The sequence below is a fragment of the Paenibacillus sp. BSR1-1 genome (genome assembly GCF_030403775.1).
Classification (GTDB): Bacteria; Bacillota; Bacilli; order Bacillales; family Cytobacillaceae; genus Neobacillus.
In genome coordinates, this window is the sequence record NZ_JAQMWQ010000005.1 from 232,535 (window position 1) to 251,504 (window position 18,970).

An 18,970-nucleotide genomic window follows, 5' to 3' on the forward strand; every position below is an offset into this window, starting at 1 on the left:
GTTTTAAAAAATGTTACACATTAATAGGATTTAAAAAAAACCAAGGTGAAAGCCTTGGTTTTTTTGTCTGAATCTAAATTACCTATGGTTAGTTAATTGATTGTCCCTGCATTTGGTGTTGATTTCCGCTACGGGCACTCGCTTTCCGCGGGGAGGCAAATTAACCTAAAGAATTTCCACACACTTTTTCTAGAATAGCAAAGTATGTTTAAATCTTTTTTTATTTTGGCATTGGGTAGGGCATGTTTGCTTAAATTTTTTAATCCCCTTAACCGACTGTAGCGAAGCTCGTGCAGCGATTGATCTGGGAAGATTCGCACAATTTTTTCCTTTCTGATTGACGTTCAGAACGAATGCCTTAAAGATAAAAAATAATCTTCATTTATAAAAAAAATAAGTGGATCAGTAGAGCGTGCGTTATAATCGCTATAATAAGGACGTGCATTTTCAAAAGAGATGAAAAACCAATATTTATAAAAATCAAGCCAAGAAGGTAGTCATCTGTAACAAATTCATCAATAACGCAAATTTATATTCACTTTGGCTAGTCTCTTTGGAGTAAACATTTAATTCACCACTTATTCATTTTATTTAATAATAGTAGAAGGTCTTTATTGAAAACACTCGGTTGATTGGAGCGGAAGGCGCGAAGACTCCTGCGGGAGTACGGGGCAGGGGAGACCCCACAGGCGCCAAAGCGCCGAGGAGGCTCCCCGGCACGCCCGCGGAAAGCGAAGCGCCTGGAGCGCAAATCAACAGACATGTTGAAAGACCTAAAATTAATATTTTTTTAAAATAAGTTAGTGAATGAAATAAAAGGCTATACAAAGATTTTCGCAAGTTTGTCCAAGGGGATTGCCTTGTTTTTTTTGTTTTTTCTAGTGTCAAGATAGGAAAAGTTTGAATTATCGTATAAAATAAAACTTATTATTATGTTGTTAAGGGGTATATAAGAATATGGTTAAAATAGCCAATCCAAATGAAACGATAGAAACACTAAAGGAAAAAACTGTTTCTATATATGAATATTTATTGGGACAAGAGGATCAGCAGCAAGCAGAAAAGGTGAAACAACTGGCCCAAAAATTAGAAAATCGTGAATTCACGATTGCCTTTTGCGGACATTTTTCTGCCGGAAAATCGACGATGATCAACCAGGTCGTCGGCGAAAATTTGCTGCCATCAAGTCCAATACCAACAAGCGCCAACTTAGTGAAAGTAAAATCTGGGGAGGAATACGCCAAGGTGTTTTTCAAAAATGAAAAACCAAGGCTTTATTTAGCCCCCTATGATTATGAATTGGTCAAAAACTATTGCAAAGACGGAGACCAAATTGAGGGAATTGAGATTAGCCACAGTGATTCTCATTTACCGCCTAATACGGTAATTATGGACACTCCTGGTATCGATTCAGCTGATGATGCTCACCGAATAGCAACCGAATCAGCGATTCATCTCGCCGATTTAATTTTTTATGTGATGGACTATAATCATGTTCAAGCGGAATTAAACTTTTTGTTTACAAAAGAACTTACCGAAGCAGGCAAAGAAGTATATTTGGTCATCAACCAAATCGATAAGCATAAAGATGAAGAATTAAGTTTTTCAGAATTCCAAAAAAGTGTTGTCGATTCCTTTGCTTCATGGGGGGTAAAGCCTGCGAGGATTTTTTATACTTCCTTAAAATATAAAGACAACCCATTTAATGAATTTCACGATCTACAGGAATTCATTGCTGAAAGATTAGCGGCAAAAGATCAATTTCTGCTCCCATCTATTTTTCATTCTTTGAAGAAAATAACTCAAGACCATTTAAATGAGATAAAAAAAGCAGAAGAAGAAAAGCTTGCTCCAGCAATGGATCTATTAAATGAGTTACCCGATCATGATAAGCAGACTTTGTCAGCATCCTATCAAAATATCACTTCTGATTTAAAGAAATTAAAAGAAGGAGTAGGTGACAAGGAAAAAAATTTCGATCATGAAATAGCGCAAATTATGAAAAATGCCTATCTCATGCCGTTTCAAACAAGGAATTTGGCGGAGGGCTATTTAGAATCGTGTCAGCCGGAATTTAAGGTTGGTTTCCTCTTCTCTAAACAAAAAACCCAAGAGGAAAGGGAAGCTAGGTTGGACCGCTTTTATCAAGATATTCTTGATAAAACTAAATCACAGCTTGAGTGGCATCTACGGGAATATTTACTGCGGACCTTGAAGGAAACCAAGCTTGATCAAGGTGAACTACTAAGTTTGGCTCAGGGATTTTCGATTCCTGTACCGCTTGAAATATTACAGAAAACAGTTAAGGCAGGTGCCCGCTTGTCAGGAGAATATCTTCTCCATTACACAGACGATGTCGCAAATGAAATAAAGAAGATTGCGAGAAATCAATTAAGTGAATTTAAAGCTCGATACTTAGATTCCTTAACGGAACAAAATATCAAATTAAAGAATCAGTTCGAAGAGGAATTTAGCAATGTCGAGAAATACGTAAACGCCATATCAGAAATAACCAATTCCGAACAAAACTTGATGAGGATCGAAAAACTCATTTCGGAGAAGCTGACAAAATCAGAAGGTCTAAAGGAAGATTTTTATCACTTGTTCAACCAAAGGGAAGTAGAAGAATACGAATTAATCAAATCTGAAGGAGAAACAGCTGTTGCTAAAAACAACAACAGCATGCCTGCCCCTTCAGTCCAGGCAGAGATTCTTCCTCTTAAAGAAGTAAAATCATTACAGCCAAATGCAGAAAATCGTTTGCAAGTAACCATTGATCGATTGCATCATGCTTCAAAGCAGATTCAAACTCTGCCAGGATTTAATAAGCTTTCACTAGAATTAGTCGAAAAAGCAAATAGATTAAATAATAAGGGATTTACCGTTGCCTTATTCGGTGCATTTAGTGCAGGAAAATCTTCTTTTGCCAATGCCTTGATGGGGGAAAAAGTGCTGCCAGTTTCGCCAAATCCGACAACGGCTGCCATTAATAAAATCAAGCCAGTAACAGATGAAATTCCTCATGGAACGGTATTAGTGAAGTTTAAAGAAAAAAGCACCATGCTCGAGGATGTAAATCGTTCTTTGAAGGTTTTTGAGTTTCATGCTGACGATTTTGCGGAGGCTTCCAAGAGAATAGATCAAGTTATGCTTGGGGAAGGTCAAGCAGGAGTTTTGGAAAAGACCCATTTTGCTTTTTTACAAGCTTTTAATAAAGGCTATGACACATTTGTTAATCAACTTGGGACCATCATGGAAACTGATTTAACCGAGTTTCAAGAGTTTGTTGCAAAAGAGGAAAAATCCTGTTATGTCGAATGGATTGAGCTTTATTATGATTGTGAGTTAACACGCAGAGGCATTACTCTTGTGGACACGCCAGGAGCAGACTCCATTAATGCCCGTCATACAGGTGTCGCATTTGATTATATCAAAAATTCAGATGCAATCCTGTTTGTCACATATTACAACCATGCTTTTTCAAAAGCAGACCGGGAATTTCTGATCCAGCTCGGGCGTGTCAAAGAATCATTCCAAATGGATAAGATGTTCTTTTTGATAAATGCCATTGACCTTGCTGAAAATGAGGCAGAGAAGGATGCAGTTGCCTCTTATGTAGGTGAACAGCTTGTTAAATATGGCATAAGAAATCCGCACCTCTATTCCTTATCGAGTCTTCTTTCATTAAAAGAGAAAACCAATCCGACACATGATAGAAGCTCTGGAATGGCGAATTTTGAAGATGCGTTTTATCATTTTATTACCAATGATCTTACAGAAATGACTATTTCATCTGCGGAAGCAGAATTATCTCGTGTTCAGGGGTTAGTGAACAAGCTAATTCAAAATTCAAATGAAGACAAGTCAATTAAGGAACAAAAACGTCTTGAGATTGAAAAACAAAAGGCGGTCATTCAGGGAGTGTTTGAACAACAAACACCTGAGGCTATTCAAAATCGTTTATATCAAGAGGCTGAAGAATTAGTTTATTACATCAAACAACGAGTATTTTTAAGATTTGGCGATTTCTTTAAAGAAGCATTTAATCCCTCAACCCTAAGAGATGATGGCCGAAATTTGAAAAGGGCATTGCAGGGTGCACTGGATGAATTTTTAGAAAGTCTGGGCTTTGACTTGGCTCAGGAAATGAGGGCCACAACTGTAAGATTAGACAGGTTTATCGAAAAACTTTTTGTGGATTATCAATCTGCTATCACCAGGGAATTTCTTGAAATAAATCAAGACCTATCCTTTTCAACGTTTGAAATAGTACATGGTGAGGATATTGATTTTCAAACAGCGTTAATTAGCTTAAATAATCAACATTTTTCTAAAGCATTGTCGTATTTTAAAAATCCAAAATCATTTTTTGAAAAAAATGAAAAGAAGTGGATGAGTGAAGAGCTTTATAATACATTAAATCCTCTTGCAGATGACTATCTAAAGCAGGAAACGAATCTTTTAAAGGGACATTATGAGAGGAAATTAACAACTGAATTTAGTCGTTTGTTAAATCAAATGGAGGAGCAAGTGATGGATTATTATCAAGGCCTCCTTGCTGCACTAGAAGGCGGAATCTCCATTGAACTTTTGACCAATATTCAGAAGCAATTACAAAAATAATATGAAAATGGGGGGAAGATTTTGAAGTTTATCCTGGATAAAGAATGGTTATACAAAAATTTACAAGATAGTAGTGTAAGAATTGTTGATTGCCGGTTTTCATTAGCTGATCCTGAAAAAGGAAGAACAGAATATTTAGCTGGCCATTTGCCTGGCGCTGTCTATTTTGATCTGGAAAAAGATCTATCAAGTCCTGCCCGAGACCATGGCGGACGCCACCCCCTGCCAGAATTAGCGGAATTAGTCGACAAACTGGAAACTGCAGGAATAGATAATGAAAAGGTAATTGTCGTCTATGATAATGGTGAAGGTGCATTTGCTGGCCGGTTTTGGTGGCTCCTCCATTATCTTGGACATGAACAGGTATATGTACTAGATGGGGGCTTTAAACAGTGGGTAGAAGCAAATTATCCAACAACTGTGGTGCTGCCGTCCTTTGAAAAAGAAAAGTTTAACATCCAATTAAAGCCGGAAATAATGGCGGACATTGAAGAAGTGAAAGAAGCAGCTTTAGGGAAAAACGAAAATGTCGTTATAATTGATTCACGTGAAGAAAAGCGGTATTTAGGCATTGAAGAACCCATTGATAAGAAAGCAGGCCATATTCCAGGGGCAATAAATAAACCTTGGATGGCCGGTTTAAATAATGGAAGCTTTAAAAGGGAGGAAGAACAAAAAGAGCGGTTCTCGGATGTTGGAGAAGACAAGAAAATTATTGTTTACTGCGGCTCTGGCGTAACTGCAACTCCCAACTTCCTCGCTTTAAGGGAAGCCGGGTATAACAATGTAAAGCTTTACGTTGGAAGTTTTAGCGATTGGATTTCCTATAAAGAAAATAAAATAGAATAATTTTTGACCTCAGATTATGTTATAATGGAGAACGTGTTGTTTTTCAACCAACAATTTTAGGAGGTCAAAAATGAACAATATTCAAAAGCCTTCACTTATGCTAGTTGATGGAATGGCCTTGTTATTCCGTGCGTTTTATGCAACGGCGGTATCAGGACAATTTATGATAAATTCTAAAGGAATTCCTACAAATGGAATCCATGGTTTCGTAAAGCATTTATTTACAGCCGTATCTTCTTTTAAACCAACCCACCTTGCCGTTTGTTGGGATATGGGCAGTAAAACCTTCCGAACAGAATTATTTGATGCATATAAAGGGAATCGCGGCGAGGCTCCTGTTGAGCTCATCCCGCAATTTGATCTAGTAAAAGAGGTCGTTGCCTCATTTGACATACCTAATATTGGACTAGAAGGGTATGAAGCAGATGATTGCATCGGAACCATTGCCAATCAAACCAAAGAATATGCACATGTTTCGATTTTGACGGGTGATCAGGATATCCTTCAACTCCTTGATGAGAGTATCTCAGTCATCTTGTTGAAAAAAGGTTATGGAAATTACCATGTACACACGCCGCAAACCTTCTGGGAGGAAAAAGGAATTACACCAAGGCAGATGATTGATTTAAAAGCTTTAATGGGTGACCCTAGTGATAATTATCCGGGAGTTAAAGGAATTGGTGAAAAGACAGCATTAAAGCTACTTCAGGAATTTGATCATGTCGAGGGAATTATTGCAAACTTGGACCAGCTGTCTAAATCTAACAAAACTAAAATTGAACAGGATTTAGAAATGCTTCACCTTTCGAGAAGGCTCGCAGAAATTAAATGTGATGTTCCCGTAAGCTGTACCTTAGAAGAAGCTGGACTTAGAATTGAAAAAGAAAAAGCATTAAATAAATTAATGGAATTAGAGCTTCGCGGCGTGCAGCGTTTGCTGCCGCTGGATGAAGCATATGTTTCCTAAAAACAAGTAAAGTTAATCTGGCTGCCTGTCTGTGGGCAGCCAGATTTATATTATTTTGTATTTTTCTTCTTGGCTGCATTTTCTAATTTACTTTTCGGTTCCTCAGCAAATTCTGCATCCTGACCGTAACCTTGTGGATTAACACCGGGTGCTTTAACACCACGACTAGCTCCGACTTTTTTACCCATATCCATCACCTCCTGCTTGGTTAGTATCTCCATTAGGAATAATAAAACTCAGCCTTTCTAACAATAAAGGCAGAGGTGATAAAATGAACAAAGGTGTTTATTTAGCCCTTTTTAGCATTGCACTGGCACAGGGTGTGAAAATTCCTATCCACTATTTTAAAAAGAAGGAATGGCGTCCAGAGCTTTTTTTTGGGACAGGCGGGATGCCTAGTTCTCATTCAGCGGGCGTATCAACCTTAACAACGTATATTGCCCTGCAGCGTGGTCTGCCAACGGTAGATTTTGCCCTATCCCTTGTTTATGGGCTGATCGTCATGTACGATGCCCAAGGGGTTAGAAGGCAAACAGGGGAGCTCACCTTAAAGGTAAACTCAATGAATGATTTAATTGAAAAGATACAAAAAGATGAAAGTGTAGAATTTAAAGAAGAGAAACCCAAAAAGCTGAAAGAAATGTTAGGTCATGAGCCAGAAGAAGTAATTGGCGGAGCACTTCTAGGGGTTCTAGTGGGAATTTTAGGCCATAAATGTACAAAAAAGAATAGAAAAATCCCCAAATTTACGTTAAGATTCTAAAGGGACGCTTTTAGACTGCAGGGAGAGGGATGGAACGTAAATGCGGACGGTAGAAGATTATTTACACTTCTTGAAAGGAAAGGGATTTCAATTTCAAGAGGATGCCATTGGCTTTATTTTTTTCGGGAAACATTATACTAATGCTTCCGATGAAGTCATCAATACGGCAATTGAACTAACTTTAAAGGCGCAGAAAAGCTTTGATGGCAGTTTTTATGTTTCATTGCTGGAAACATTAGCTGCAAATAGGATTAAAACAAGAAGCGGCGCCATAAAGTTCATTAAAGAAAAAGAACTTCTTGCTTTATAGGCTCTTTTCGCAAAGATACAGAAAAACTCCCTTTCAAAATGGAAAAGGGAGTTTTTTTCATCCTTCGATACTCTTATTTTTTTTAAGGAAAGGGAGTTTGTTAACCGGCATCTCTGCAAAGATCATTCCCATAAAAATAAGTATGCAGCCAAACAATGCACTGACGGACAGGCGTTCATCTGCCCATAGGTAGCCAGCGATTGCAGCAAAAACCGGCTCCATTGCGAAAATTAAAGCAACCCTGGTTGCTGACGTATATTTTTGAAAATTTGTTTGAATAAAAAAGGCCATGGCAGTGGCAAAAACACTTGTGATAATTAATGCAACGATAACTGAATTCGATAATAAATTTGTCATGTTAAAAGAACTTTGCCAATCCTCAAATAGAAATGAAGAGACCATCGATAAAACGGCAACGGTTGTAATCTGAATGACCGTTAATAATAGTGATGGATACTTGCTTGAAAATTTACCAGTAAAAATAATATGCATGGCAAAGCTAATCGCACAAATAAAAACTAATCCATCACCAATATTTAAGGAACTTACATCCGTCATTGTCAGCAGGAATAAGCCAAGTGTAGCGGTAATCACACCTAATACCGCATTCCGGCTCGGCATTTGCTTTAATAAAAACATTGAAAATAACGGAACCAATACGACGCTTAATCCAGTGATAAATCCAGCCTTTGAGGTGGTGGTGTATAATAGGCCGATTGTTTGAGTTACATATCCAAGGAACAGCCAAAATCCAATTAATACTCCCGATTTAATTAATTTGAAGTCCAAAAATTGTAATTGCTTTCTCTCAAAAATAAGCAGGCAAATAATTAGTAATATTGCTGCAATGAAGAAACGAATTCCGTTAAAAGCAAAGGGAGAGAGAAAGTCGATGGCATTCTGGACTAATACAAAAGTAGTTCCCCAAATTAAAGTGACAAGAAGCAAACTTAAATCTGCATAGATAGGTTTTGTCATGGTGTTGATTGCTCCCCAAATTCATTTCTTTGAATTGCCTGTCTGGCAAGCTCATCAGCTGTTTTGTTTTCAGCACTTGGTATCCACTTCATAAAAAATAAATCAATCCGTTTAGCAAACTGTAATGCCGTTTCAAGCAAAGGAGAATAAAGCTTGTTTTTAACAAATTCTTTTTCAACAGCCTTGTTAACCAATTCGGAGTCAGTCCGAAAGGAAATAACAGCGTCAGCAAATCCCTTTTCTAGGCAAATCTCTAACGCTTTAATAAAAGCGTGAAATTCCGCTTCATGATTTGACATAACACCAAGGGGAATTGAATATTTTTCAACTATTCCATTTCCTTTAATGAAAATACCTGCACCGCTAGGACCAGGATTACCGGCACTGGCTCCATCAATGTAGACCTCAATCAATTTACGTTTCCTCCAACAATGTAATAATGAAAGTTTATCATATTTTAAAACAGTCATGCAGGAAAATATTTTTTATATGGCACAAGTGGGTATGATAAAAAAGAATATATATAATGGTGACTGAAATTTTTATGAAGGACTGAAAACAATGAAATATAGGCTTGAGTGGTATCATAAATTAAAAAGTAATGAAAAGGTCCAGTTCTCATCTGAATGGGTCTCAGGCGAAACAGCCATTCAGATAGGTGAGGATTTGGAGCGCTCTGGAAAAATAACGGATTTGTATTTTTATGATGAAACAGGAACTTCTTGGATATTAAAGGAAATGAGAAAACTGTTAACAGAAATTGAAGAGGACCCACATGACATTATTGTATTTTTTGACGGGGGCTTTCAAAAGGAAACAAATGAAGCTGGTCTCGGAGCAGTTATCTTCTTTAAGCAGGGGAAGAAGAAATACCGGATCCGAGCTAATGAGCGATTTAATGAAATGGAAACTAACAATGAAGCCGAATATGCTGCTTTTTATTATGCTTTAAATATTTTAGAGGATTTAGGTGTTAAACATTTATCCTGTGAATTTAAGGGGGACTCGCAGGTTGTGTTAAAGCAGCTGGAAGGGGATTGGCCGTGCTATGAAGCAACGTTAAACCGCTGGCTGGATCGAATCGAGGAAAAAATCAAAGCACTTGGTCTCATACCTAAATATACGGTCATTCCAAGAAAAGAAAATAAAGAGGCAGATAAGTTGGCTACCCAAGCACTAGAAGGAAAAGAAATCTTTGCCAAAACATTAATCCTATAGCATTGGGGGTGTACGGAATTAGTGAAGGATCAAGCCAGAAAAGAACTTTTAAGTCAGGTCGAAAACATGATTAATCATTACTGTGAAGGCTGCTTTTTGCATCAATATTTGAAAAAAGAGGGCGGTCGGAGGGCAGCGCACCGTTTTTGTATTTCACAATGCACCGTTGGAGAAAAGCTGCAGGAGTATGGGAAAAAACTGACGAATTAAAAAGGCTGACGAAATCGTCAGCCTTTGAATGGTTGTTATTAGGATTATAGTTTTACAACGTTAGCTGCTTGTGGTCCACGGTTTCCTTCAACGATTTCGAAAGAAACTTCTTGGCCTTCTTCTAATGATTTGAAGCCTTCGCCTGTGATAGCGCTGAAGTGTACGAATACATCGTCGCCGCCTTCAACTTCGATAAAACCAAAACCTTTTTCATTGTTAAACCATTTTACTTTACCGTTTTGCATGTACTTCTTCCTCCTAAGCCTTTCAAGACACCCCTTTATTGGTGCCAAAGATGAATATTATCATGTTCGGATACATGATGCTTTAAATATACAATAAGGGAAATGGACAGTCAAGGAATGACAGCGTTTTTTTATCCAATTCATAACATAAAATTCCTACTTTTTCATATGTTTAATTAATAAATTTTACATGATTGGGTGGGGAAATCATGTATCGATTTTCGATTGACGGAGATGAATGGATCTTAAGATTCTCACCACAGATAATGATTGAAGCAGACGAGAAACAGGCAATCTTTATGTCCTTGCAGCAAATGAGTCATAAACTTGCCACTTTCTCGCATGGAGATGCATTTATCATGTTTAACAGGAATATTGGAGCGATTGTGTTTAATGTAGAAAGGATTCCATCATTTATATTAACCGTTTCAAATATTATTTCAGAAGAAAATTGGTATATTCAATAGTCATGGATAAACGTCAACCTTTTCGGGCCTCTAACCGGAAAGGTTTTTTTATGGATATGATTATTACTTTACGAGGATAGTTCGAAATAGGTAAAATGATAGCGGAGATGTTTTATAAAAAAAGGGGACAATGATTATGAAGCTAATTATTGCTGAAAAACCAGATCAAGGTTCAACTCTGGCGTCCATCTTTAAGCATAAAAAGCAAAACGGCTTTATTGAAATTTTTTCGAATGAACTTTTTCCAAATGGTGCCTATGTAACATGGGCAATTGGACATATTTGCCAATTAGTTCCTCCGGAAAAATATCAGCCTGGCTGGAAAAAATGGTCCTTGGATAATTTGCCAATCATTCCAGATCAGTTTGAATATGAAGTCACGAAAGATAAATCAAAACAGTTTGCGATTATTAAAAAGCTTGTTTCAAATCCTGCGGTAACGGAAATTATTCATGCCGGTGATGCGGGGCGTGAAGGGGAGTTAATTATCCGTAATATTTTAAGACTAACCCAATGCCATAAGCCAATGAAAAGGCTTTGGATTTCATCCTTAACTGCAAATGCCATTCGAGAAGGGTTTAAAAAACTGCTCGATGAAAACGATACACGAAGCTTATTTTTTGAAGCCTATACACGTGCATGTGCTGACTGGGTGGTTGGAATGAATGCATCTAGACTTTACAGCCTGCTTCTTCAAAAACAAGGTTTTTCCGATGTATTTTCGGTTGGAAGAGTCCAGACACCTACATTAGCTTTAATCGTTAAGAGGGAATTAGAAATAGAAAATTTTAAGGCTGAACCGTTTTGGGAGGTTCTTGCACATTTCTTAATAAATGAAAAAAGATACATTGGGAAATGGCTGAATGATGGTGAAACTCGTGTAAATAAAAAGGAGTTGGCCGAAAAGGTTGCAGCATTTTGCCAAGGAAAACCGGCTGAAGTCGCGGACGTAATCTCCGAGCGAAAAGAATTTTACCCGCCCCTTTTATATAATCTTTCTACTTTACAGGCAGAGGCTAATAAATTATTTAAATTCCCGCCGAAAAAAACGCTGGATGTTCTGCAAAAACTCTACCAAAAAGGAAATGTTTCTTACCCGCGCTCTGATTCACGTTATGTGACAAAAGAAGAAGCGGGCACCTTCCCGGAAATTCTTAATAAATTAGGGCAGCTTAAAGACTATCAAGGCTTTTTCCCATTGCCGATTTCCTCGATTGCAGATAATAAACGGTATGTAAATGAAAAAAAAGTGACCGATCACTATGCCATCATTCCAACTGAGCAAATTCCAACTATGGAAAAGTTAGATCCGGACGAGCGGAAAATTTATGACTTAGTAGTGAAAAGTTTATTAGCGATTCATTACAAAAAAGCCATTTTCGAATATACTACGGTAACAACCCTTGTAGATGGACGAGCAGAGTTTATCTCGAAGGGGAAGGTTCAAATTGAAGAAGGCTGGAGAAAGGTTTTAAAACCAAAGGACCATGATAATGACCCTGCCCTGCCGCAGCTGGCAAAAGGCGAGCAGGGAATCACCGAAAAAGTAGAGGTAAAAGAGAGCCAAACACAGCCGCCCAAGCGATATACAGAAGGCCAGTTAATAACCTTAATGAAAACAGCTGGCAAACATATCGAGGATAAAGAATTAGAGAAAATTTTAGCGAAGACGGAAGGACTTGGGACAGAAGCAACTAGAGCAGGTATTATTACGATGCTGAAGGATCGGCATTATATTGAAGTAACCAAAAATTTGGTGTATGCCACCGCCAAGGCCAAAATATTAATCGGTGCCATTGGTCAAGAGGTACTTGCTTCACCGGAAATGACAGCTAAGTGGGAGCAAAAGCTGAAGGAAATATCAGACGGCTCCGCTTCACCGAAGCAGTTTATGGAACAGACGAAAAAAATGGTTTTGCACCTAATAACATCCGGAACTGGTCAAGCTAATAATTGGACTTTTTCAGATGACGTTAGGGAAAATTTTACTCCTGGAAAGAAATCGATGAAGACCAGAACCTTTACAAAACTAGGACCCTGTAAGAAATGTGATGGCTCCGTTGTCGATAAAGGCAGCTTTTATGGCTGTTCAAATTATAAAAATAATAAGTGTGATTTTACCATTTCGAAAAAAATCCTTGGAAAGAACATAACCCAAAAGAATATTAAAATGCTTCTTAAAGAAGGATCAACAGACCTGATAGAAGGATTTACAAATAAAGATAAAACCTTTAATGCAAAGCTTTATCTCGATGAAAAGGAGCAAAAAATTAAATTTATTTTTGCTGAGCCTGTACCAAAATAAATTCCGATGGGATCTGTTTCAGAGATAAATAGCCTTGTCACTCGTTTTTATCTATAGTAAACTTTTAATGATGATAGACAATGGAGGGTAAGGGATGCCAACACCGAGCATGGAAGATTATATTGAACAAATTTATAATTTAATTGAAGAAAAAGGATACGCGAGAGTCTCTGATATAGCCGAAGCGTTATCTGTACATCCCTCCTCAGTAACAAAAATGGTTCAAAAGCTGGATAAAGATGAATATTTGGTGTATGAAAAATATAGAGGACTCAGTTTAACTCCAAAAGGTAATAAAATTGGCAAGCGCCTTGTTTTTAGACACGAACTTCTTGAACAGTTTCTTAAAATTATAGGAGTTAAAGATGAAAACATCTATACAGATGTTGAGGGGATCGAGCATCATTTAAGCTGGGATTCCATCGATCGTATTGGGGACTTGGTTCAGTTTTTTGAAGAAAACCCGAACCGCGTGGAAGCATTAAAAGAAATTCAAAAACAAAACGAACAAAATTAAAAGAAGCACCTGGCCTGAGCCGGGTGCTTTTAAAATAAATTCGGATAATCGTCGAATGACTGAGTGGACTCTGGGGTTAACGATACTGTTCCATCAGCACCCTGAACGGATAATATTCCATCGATTTGACCCGATTCTGCCTCGACTAAAGCCTTCCGATAGGATATAATCCGCCCTTCTGAAGTGACAAAGCTGATAATTTCACCAAAATGATTACGATGCAATGCGACTATTGTCTCCACGATTATTCCTCCTTTTCGCTATATTCTTTCTATATCATACGCAAAATAAACCAAAAAGCACCGGCAAACGCCGATGCTTTCTAATCCCAATTAAATGGGGTTTCCTGATAGACATAATAATTAAGCCAATTTGAAAAGAATAGGTGGCCATGGGAACGCCAACGGTTAATAGGCGGCTGGGTTGGGTCATTGTTTGGAAAGTAATTTTCAGGCATATGAATCTCTAATCCTTTGTTTAGATCGCGATCGTATTCCTGTGCAAGTGAATCAGATTCATATTCTAAATGACCAGTAATCATAACATGCTTTCTATCTCTTGAAGCAATTAATAAGGCACCAGCCTGCTCGGAAGCAGCCAGGAGCTTTAGTTTTGGATTCCTTTTAATCGCTTCAACGGATACATCTGTATACCGGGAATGAGGAGCATAGAACTGATCATCAAACCCTCTAAGTAAGATATCATTTTGTTCGAAAATCCGATGAGCATAAATGCCAGAACATTTACGAGACAATTCAAATTTTTCAATATCATAATGATAGTAAAGTGCTGCCTGCGCTCCCCAGCAAATATGTAAAGTGGAGGTTACATTTTTATTGGTCCAATCCATAATTTCTTTAAGTTCAGACCAATACTTTACTTGATCAAACTCTAAAAGTTCAACTGGAGCACCAGTAATGATCATTCCGTCAAATTTCTGGTTTTGAATTTGCGGAAAGGTTGTGTAAAACTGTTCAAGATGCTGTTTACTTGTATTGGTAGACTCATAAGAGTCTGTTTTTAAAAACTTAACATTCACCTGAAGGGGTGAATTCCCCAATAATCTTAGCAGCTGTGTTTCTGCTTTTTCCTTTTCAGGCATTAAATTTAATATAAGTATATTTAATGGCCTGATGTCCTGACTTGTAGCACGCTCATTGTCCATGATAAAAATATTTTCCTGCTCCAAAATTTCCCTTGCAGGCAGCAGTTTAGGAATGTTAATAGGCAAATGACCAACCCCTTTAGTATTAAATGATACATTTATTAATACAACGGTTCACCGTTGTCCGTCAATGAATATTTAAAAAATTCATTATTCTTATTATAAACATATATTATAAATTCAGAAAAGATAATAATTTGTTCATAATTAACATTCGGTTTGAAAGCGCATTTTTGATACAATGAAGTCGTAGTTATATTCTAAATGCTGAATGTGGGGGATTAGGGTGGTAATGAAAACAACAGTTAAGTCAGACATTGAAATTGCCCAAGAATCAAAAATGCAGCCAATTATCGAGATTGCCAAAAAAATTGGTTTAGAAGAAGATGATCTAGAGCTTTTTGGAAAATATAAGGCGAAAATTTCGAATGAAGCTTTAACCAAAATTAAGACCAAAGAAAGTGGAAAAATAATTCTTGTGACTTCGATTAATCCTACGCCCGCGGGAGAAGGTAAATCAACCGTAACTGTTGGATTGGGAGATGCATTCAATCGGATTGGCAAGAAAGCCATGATTGCGATGCGCGAGCCTTCATTAGGGCCAACAATGGGAATAAAAGGCGGGGCTACTGGCGGCGGATATTCACAGGTTCTTCCGATGGAAGATATTAATTTGCATTTTACTGGAGACCTACATGCGATAACGACGGCAAATAATGCCCTTGCGGCTCTTATAGATAACCATCTCCAACAAGGAAATGAACTGGGGATCGATCAGCGGAGAATTGTTTGGAAACGCGCTTTGGATTTGAACGACAGAGCATTAAGAAAAGTGATAATCGGCCTTGGCGGTCCTCTGCAGGGTGTCCCAAGAGAAGACGGCTTTGATATTACTGTTGCCTCGGAAATTATGGCAGTACTTTGTTTAGCCACTGATTTAAAGGATTTAAAGTTACGGTTATCCCGAATGGTTGTTGCCTATAACTACAATAAGGAACCAGTAACGGTCGGTGATTTAGGTGTTGAAGGAGCTTTAACCTTGTTATTAAAGGATGCGGTTAAACCAAACCTGGTTCAAACCATTGAACATACACCTGCCCTGATTCACGGCGGGCCTTTCGCCAATATTGCCCATGGCTGCAATAGTGTGATTGCAACGACGGCTGCTGCCAAACTTGCCGATTATGTCATTACCGAAGCTGGCTTTGGTGCTGACTTAGGAGCTGAGAAATTTTTACATATAAAATCTAGAAGTGCTAACATAAAACCGGAAGCGGTTGTCATTGTAGCAACAATCCGGGCCTTGAAAATGCATGGCGGTGTTGCGAAAACGGAATTATCGAAAGAAAACATTCCGGCCCTAACACTTGGATTTGCGAACCTGCAGAAACACATTGAAACCATTAAAAGCTTTGGACTGCCAATTGTGGTGGCAATCAACAAATTTATCACCGATACCGACCAAGAGGTTGAGACATTGTTAGAGTGGTGTCAACGCGAAAACGTTCCGGTTGCCTTGACAGAGGTTTGGGAAAAGGGCGGGGAAGGCGGTATTGAGCTCGCTGAAAAAATTTTAACCGTCATTGAAAAGGAGGAAAATAATTTCCACTCGTTATATGACCTCTCTGATTCCATCGATAAAAAGGTAAGAACAATCGTCCAGCAGGTATATGGAGGAAAGGATGTTGAATTCTCCCCAAAAGCGAAAAAACAATTGCTGGATTTTGAAAAATTCGGCTGGTCCAATCTGGCTGTCTGTATGGCAAAATCACAATATTCCTTATCTGACGACCCTTCCAAATTAGGGAGACCAGTGGATTTTACCGTAACGGTCCGGGAGTTTAAACCATCAATTGGTGCTGGATTTATCGTTGCTTTAACAGGGGAAGTAATGACAATGCCTGGACTGCCCAAAAAGCCAGCAGCCTTGAATATGGACGTGGATGAAAACGGGAATGCGTTAGGCCTTTTCTAAAGGAGAGAAAAAAGATGTTTGATCCGACTGCCTTTGATAATATGAAAGTAGTTATTGAAGGTGCATTTTATGATTTTGACCTAAGCGGTGAAATCATTATTACAGACCGAAATGATATCATTAATATGGCGAAAATGTCGCGTTCGTTTGACCTATCCTTTCAATTGCCAGCAGGTTCCGTAACTGCCAAAATTGAAATGGAATCAAAGCTTGTTAACCTGGCTGCGGAGCTTTTGCCCAACTCCCTGCCGGAAAAGCTTGCCGGGAGCTATGTTAAATTACAATTTTTCCTCGAACTTTTGGATACTTCAGCTGATTTTCAAGCGATTGAAACAATATTTTTAGACATTTGGGGCGAAAAGAGGAAAATTACTCAATCTATAGAATATAATCCTTTAGACAAACCTAGAAAAATCAAAAATACTATTACGCTTGATTTTGAAAGAATAATTGGTGAAGAGCAAATGGATGATTTGATTGAAATGGCTGATTTTATGGTCACTACAATGGAAAAGCTGCAGGCATTTGTGACGCCAGAAAATAGGGGGTAAAGGATGACAATTTATCAGTTTAGCGCTAAAACGATTGATGGACAAGAAATTTCGCTCAAGCAATTTGAAGGGAAAGTAGTACTGATTGTAAACACGGCAAGCAAATGTGGTTTCACCCCTCAATTTAAAGAGCTGCAAAGTCTATATGAAAACTATAGGGATAAAGGGTTAGAAATCCTTGGGTTTCCTTGCAATCAATTTATGAATCAAGACCCTGGCAGTGAAGAAGAGATTAAATCCTTTTGCGAATTAAATTATGGTGTAACGTTCCCGATGTTCGCGAAGGTGGATGTTAACGGGGTATATACCCATCCATTGTTTAGATACATCAGGGAGCAAACTCCTGGGTTGTTGGGCATTAATACAATAAAGTGGAACTTCACCAAATTTTTAGTGGATTCAAATGGAAAAGTCATAAAGCGTTTTGCTCCTCAGACAAAACCAAGCGAAATCGCAAAAGATATAGAGACATTACTTTCAGTAAAACCGGTCTAATCAGCCGGTTTTTATTTTTTATTATTAGGCTGTGCTAAAGGTCACTATTGATTTTTTAACCCAGTTGATTGGAACGGAAATCAACTGACTATTTTAACACAGCGTAATATTAAATATTTACAATATTCAAAAATAAGGGTACGATGGTTTTAACTTAGTATTATGACCACATACTAAAAATAGGGGGAGATGGTCTTGGTCAAAACAGCATGGGTAACCGATAGCACAGCCTATTTAGATAGTGAATTAATAAATCATCCAGATGTGTACTCCATTCCATTATCGATAATATTGGATGGTGAGGTGTATGCAGATGGTATTGATTTGACTCCAACCCAGTTATTTGAAAGATTGAAACATTTAAAAAATCCTCCCACCACCTCACAGCCATCAATTGGTGCATTCCAGGCTTTATATGAACAGCTTGAAAAAGATTATGATCAAATCGTCAGTATCCATCTATCAGGCAAACTAAGTGGTACAGTATCCTCAAGTGAACAGGCAGCAAAACTTGTAAATATTCCGGTAACAACCTTTGATTCGAAAATTCTTACCTATCCTATGTCAGCTTTACTCAAAAAAGGGATGAATCTGCTTGAAGAGGGCATTGGACTTGAAGATGTCCTTGAGGAAATGAGCAGAATTAGGGATACGAATGAAACGTATGTTTTGGTTGGAAGCCTGGAGCAGCTTCATCGTGGCGGAAGAATGACAGGTGTCCAATTTTTCCTGGGAAGTTTGTTAAACGTAAAGCCCATCATATCAATTGAAGATGGTGCCCTGAACGTAAAGGAAAAGGTCCGAAGCGAGAAAAAAGCAAAGGAAAAAATCCTTGACTACTTCAGGATAGCGTATGAGAAGCAACAATTTAAAGAGGTTTATATTCTTTATGGTCTTCATGAAGAATATGCGGAGGAATGGAAAGCTGAAATTGGTAAGCAATTTCCTGACTTAAACGTAATTTGTTGCCCATTAGGTGCAGTCATTGGCGTCCATGCAGGTGAAAATACCCTTGGAATCAGCTGGCATAATGCCATGAAATAACTTTTCCCCTACTAGAGCATACTAGGATTGCAAGCAATCTAAGCAGAAGGGGGATTGGCCATGAGTAAACAAGGAAGGCAGAATCCAAATCAAACAAGAGCTCAAATTGAAAAACAGGATAACCGAAATGATATTGAGCTAGGCAGTGACTTTCAAATTGGAAATACTAGTTCACAAAGCCAGAAAAAAAGCGGACGTCAAGCAAACAAAAAATAACCTCGAAACATTCGGGGTTATTTTTTGTTTGTTTTTCATGATAAAATAACATGGGTGAAGGAAGGTGCTTTA

21 protein-coding genes are annotated in these 18,970 nt (G+C 38.0%); 15 read left to right on the forward strand and 6 right to left on the reverse strand.

Going from position 1 to position 18,970, the window contains the following annotated elements; translation table 11 throughout:
* Positions 1–957: 957 nt before the first annotated feature.
* From PH210_RS11235 to PH210_RS11245, 3 genes are all read left to right on the forward strand, one after another.
* Entirely contained in the window at positions 958–4,623 is a 3,666-nt protein-coding gene (locus tag PH210_RS11235) for a dynamin family protein (RefSeq protein ID WP_289985389.1), read from the forward strand.
* A gap of 21 nt (positions 4,624–4,644) precedes the next feature.
* The gene (locus PH210_RS11240; protein WP_289985391.1) at positions 4,645–5,472 is read left to right on the forward strand and encodes a sulfurtransferase; all 828 of its coding nucleotides are present in this window, start codon (positions 4,645–4,647) and stop codon (positions 5,470–5,472) included.
* A gap of 70 nt (positions 5,473–5,542) precedes the next feature.
* Complete coding sequence (locus tag PH210_RS11245) at positions 5,543–6,439, forward strand: 5'-3' exonuclease (RefSeq protein ID WP_289985393.1); 897 nt, start codon at positions 5,543–5,545, stop codon at positions 6,437–6,439.
* A 50-nt stretch (positions 6,440–6,489) separates the two neighbouring features.
* On the opposite strand, the gene sspL is transcribed toward PH210_RS11245, so the two are convergent.
* Positions 6,490–6,627, reverse strand: a complete 138-nt coding sequence (gene sspL / locus PH210_RS11250) for a small, acid-soluble spore protein L (protein ID WP_289985394.1) — start codon at positions 6,625–6,627, stop codon at positions 6,490–6,492.
* An 83-nt stretch (positions 6,628–6,710) separates the two neighbouring features.
* Here sspL and PH210_RS11255 point away from each other — a divergent pair, with 83 nt between their 5' ends.
* Together PH210_RS11255 and PH210_RS11260 are read left to right on the forward strand one after the other, a co-directional pair.
* Entirely contained in the window at positions 6,711–7,202 is a 492-nt protein-coding gene (locus PH210_RS11255) for a divergent PAP2 family protein (RefSeq protein WP_223593380.1), read from the forward strand.
* A 40-nt stretch (positions 7,203–7,242) separates the two neighbouring features.
* Entirely contained in the window at positions 7,243–7,512 is a 270-nt protein-coding gene (locus PH210_RS11260; protein ID WP_289985396.1) for a DUF6123 family protein, read from the forward strand.
* Positions 7,513–7,569: 57 nt separating this feature from the next.
* Here PH210_RS11260 and PH210_RS11265 read toward each other — a convergent pair whose 3' ends face one another.
* Positions 7,570–8,490 (reverse strand): DMT family transporter, encoded by a 921-nt coding sequence (locus PH210_RS11265; protein ID WP_289985397.1) that lies wholly within the window; start codon positions 8,488–8,490, stop codon positions 7,570–7,572.
* A complete protein-coding gene (locus tag PH210_RS11270; RefSeq protein ID WP_289985398.1) occupies positions 8,487–8,903 on the reverse strand; it encodes an RNase H family protein in 417 nt (138 codons plus the stop codon). Before PH210_RS11270 ends, PH210_RS11265 begins: the two co-directional genes overlap by 4 nt.
* A 148-nt stretch (positions 8,904–9,051) precedes the next feature.
* Between PH210_RS11270 and PH210_RS11275 the strand changes: the two genes are divergently transcribed.
* On the forward strand, positions 9,052–9,708 hold the full coding sequence (locus PH210_RS11275; protein WP_289985401.1) for a reverse transcriptase-like protein: 657 nt from the start codon (positions 9,052–9,054) through the stop codon (positions 9,706–9,708).
* Positions 9,709–9,729: 21 nt separating this feature from the next.
* Entirely contained in the window at positions 9,730–9,918 is a 189-nt protein-coding gene (locus PH210_RS11280) for a zinc-finger domain-containing protein (protein ID WP_289985402.1), read from the forward strand.
* 44 nt (positions 9,919–9,962) lie between these two features.
* On the opposite strand, the gene cspD is transcribed toward PH210_RS11280, so the two are convergent.
* Complete coding sequence (cspD, locus tag PH210_RS11285; protein ID WP_026563856.1) at positions 9,963–10,163, reverse strand: cold-shock protein CspD; 201 nt, start codon at positions 10,161–10,163, stop codon at positions 9,963–9,965.
* 209 nt (positions 10,164–10,372) lie between these two features.
* Here cspD and PH210_RS11290 point away from each other — a divergent pair, with 209 nt between their 5' ends.
* The 3 genes from PH210_RS11290 (at position 10,373) to mntR (ending at position 13,452) form a co-directional block, all read left to right on the forward strand.
* Positions 10,373–10,630, forward strand: a complete 258-nt coding sequence (locus PH210_RS11290) for a hypothetical protein (protein ID WP_289985409.1) — start codon at positions 10,373–10,375, stop codon at positions 10,628–10,630.
* Positions 10,631–10,766: 136 nt separating this feature from the next.
* Entirely contained in the window at positions 10,767–12,935 is a 2,169-nt protein-coding gene (locus tag PH210_RS11295) for a DNA topoisomerase III (protein ID WP_289985411.1), read from the forward strand.
* Positions 12,936–13,029: 94 nt separating this feature from the next.
* The gene (gene mntR, locus PH210_RS11300; RefSeq protein WP_223593366.1) at positions 13,030–13,452 is read left to right on the forward strand and encodes a transcriptional regulator MntR; all 423 of its coding nucleotides are present in this window, start codon (positions 13,030–13,032) and stop codon (positions 13,450–13,452) included.
* Between the two features lie 29 nt (positions 13,453–13,481).
* Here the strand turns inward: mntR and PH210_RS11305 are convergent, their stop codons facing one another.
* Positions 13,482–13,694, reverse strand: a complete 213-nt coding sequence (locus tag PH210_RS11305; protein WP_289985412.1) for a DUF3892 domain-containing protein — start codon at positions 13,692–13,694, stop codon at positions 13,482–13,484.
* A gap of 80 nt (positions 13,695–13,774) precedes the next feature.
* Complete coding sequence (gene metA, locus PH210_RS11310; RefSeq protein ID WP_289985414.1) at positions 13,775–14,683, reverse strand: homoserine O-acetyltransferase MetA; 909 nt, start codon at positions 14,681–14,683, stop codon at positions 13,775–13,777.
* 226 nt (positions 14,684–14,909) lie between these two features.
* Here metA and PH210_RS11315 point away from each other — a divergent pair, with 226 nt between their 5' ends.
* From PH210_RS11315 to PH210_RS11335, 5 genes are all read left to right on the forward strand, one after another.
* Positions 14,910–16,592 (forward strand): formate--tetrahydrofolate ligase, encoded by a 1,683-nt coding sequence (locus PH210_RS11315; RefSeq protein ID WP_483312097.1) that lies wholly within the window; start codon positions 14,910–14,912, stop codon positions 16,590–16,592.
* Positions 16,593–16,606: 14 nt separating this feature from the next.
* A complete protein-coding gene (locus PH210_RS11320) occupies positions 16,607–17,143 on the forward strand; it encodes a hypothetical protein (protein ID WP_289985418.1) in 537 nt (178 codons plus the stop codon).
* 3 nt (positions 17,144–17,146) lie between these two features.
* Positions 17,147–17,638, forward strand: coding sequence for a glutathione peroxidase (locus tag PH210_RS11325; protein WP_289985419.1), 492 nt, complete (start codon positions 17,147–17,149; stop codon positions 17,636–17,638).
* A gap of 195 nt (positions 17,639–17,833) precedes the next feature.
* Complete coding sequence (locus PH210_RS11330; RefSeq protein WP_289985422.1) at positions 17,834–18,682, forward strand: DegV family protein; 849 nt, start codon at positions 17,834–17,836, stop codon at positions 18,680–18,682.
* Between the two features lie 60 nt (positions 18,683–18,742).
* Entirely contained in the window at positions 18,743–18,898 is a 156-nt protein-coding gene (locus PH210_RS11335; protein ID WP_289985423.1) for a hypothetical protein, read from the forward strand.
* The last annotated feature ends 72 nt before the right edge of the window (positions 18,899–18,970 follow it).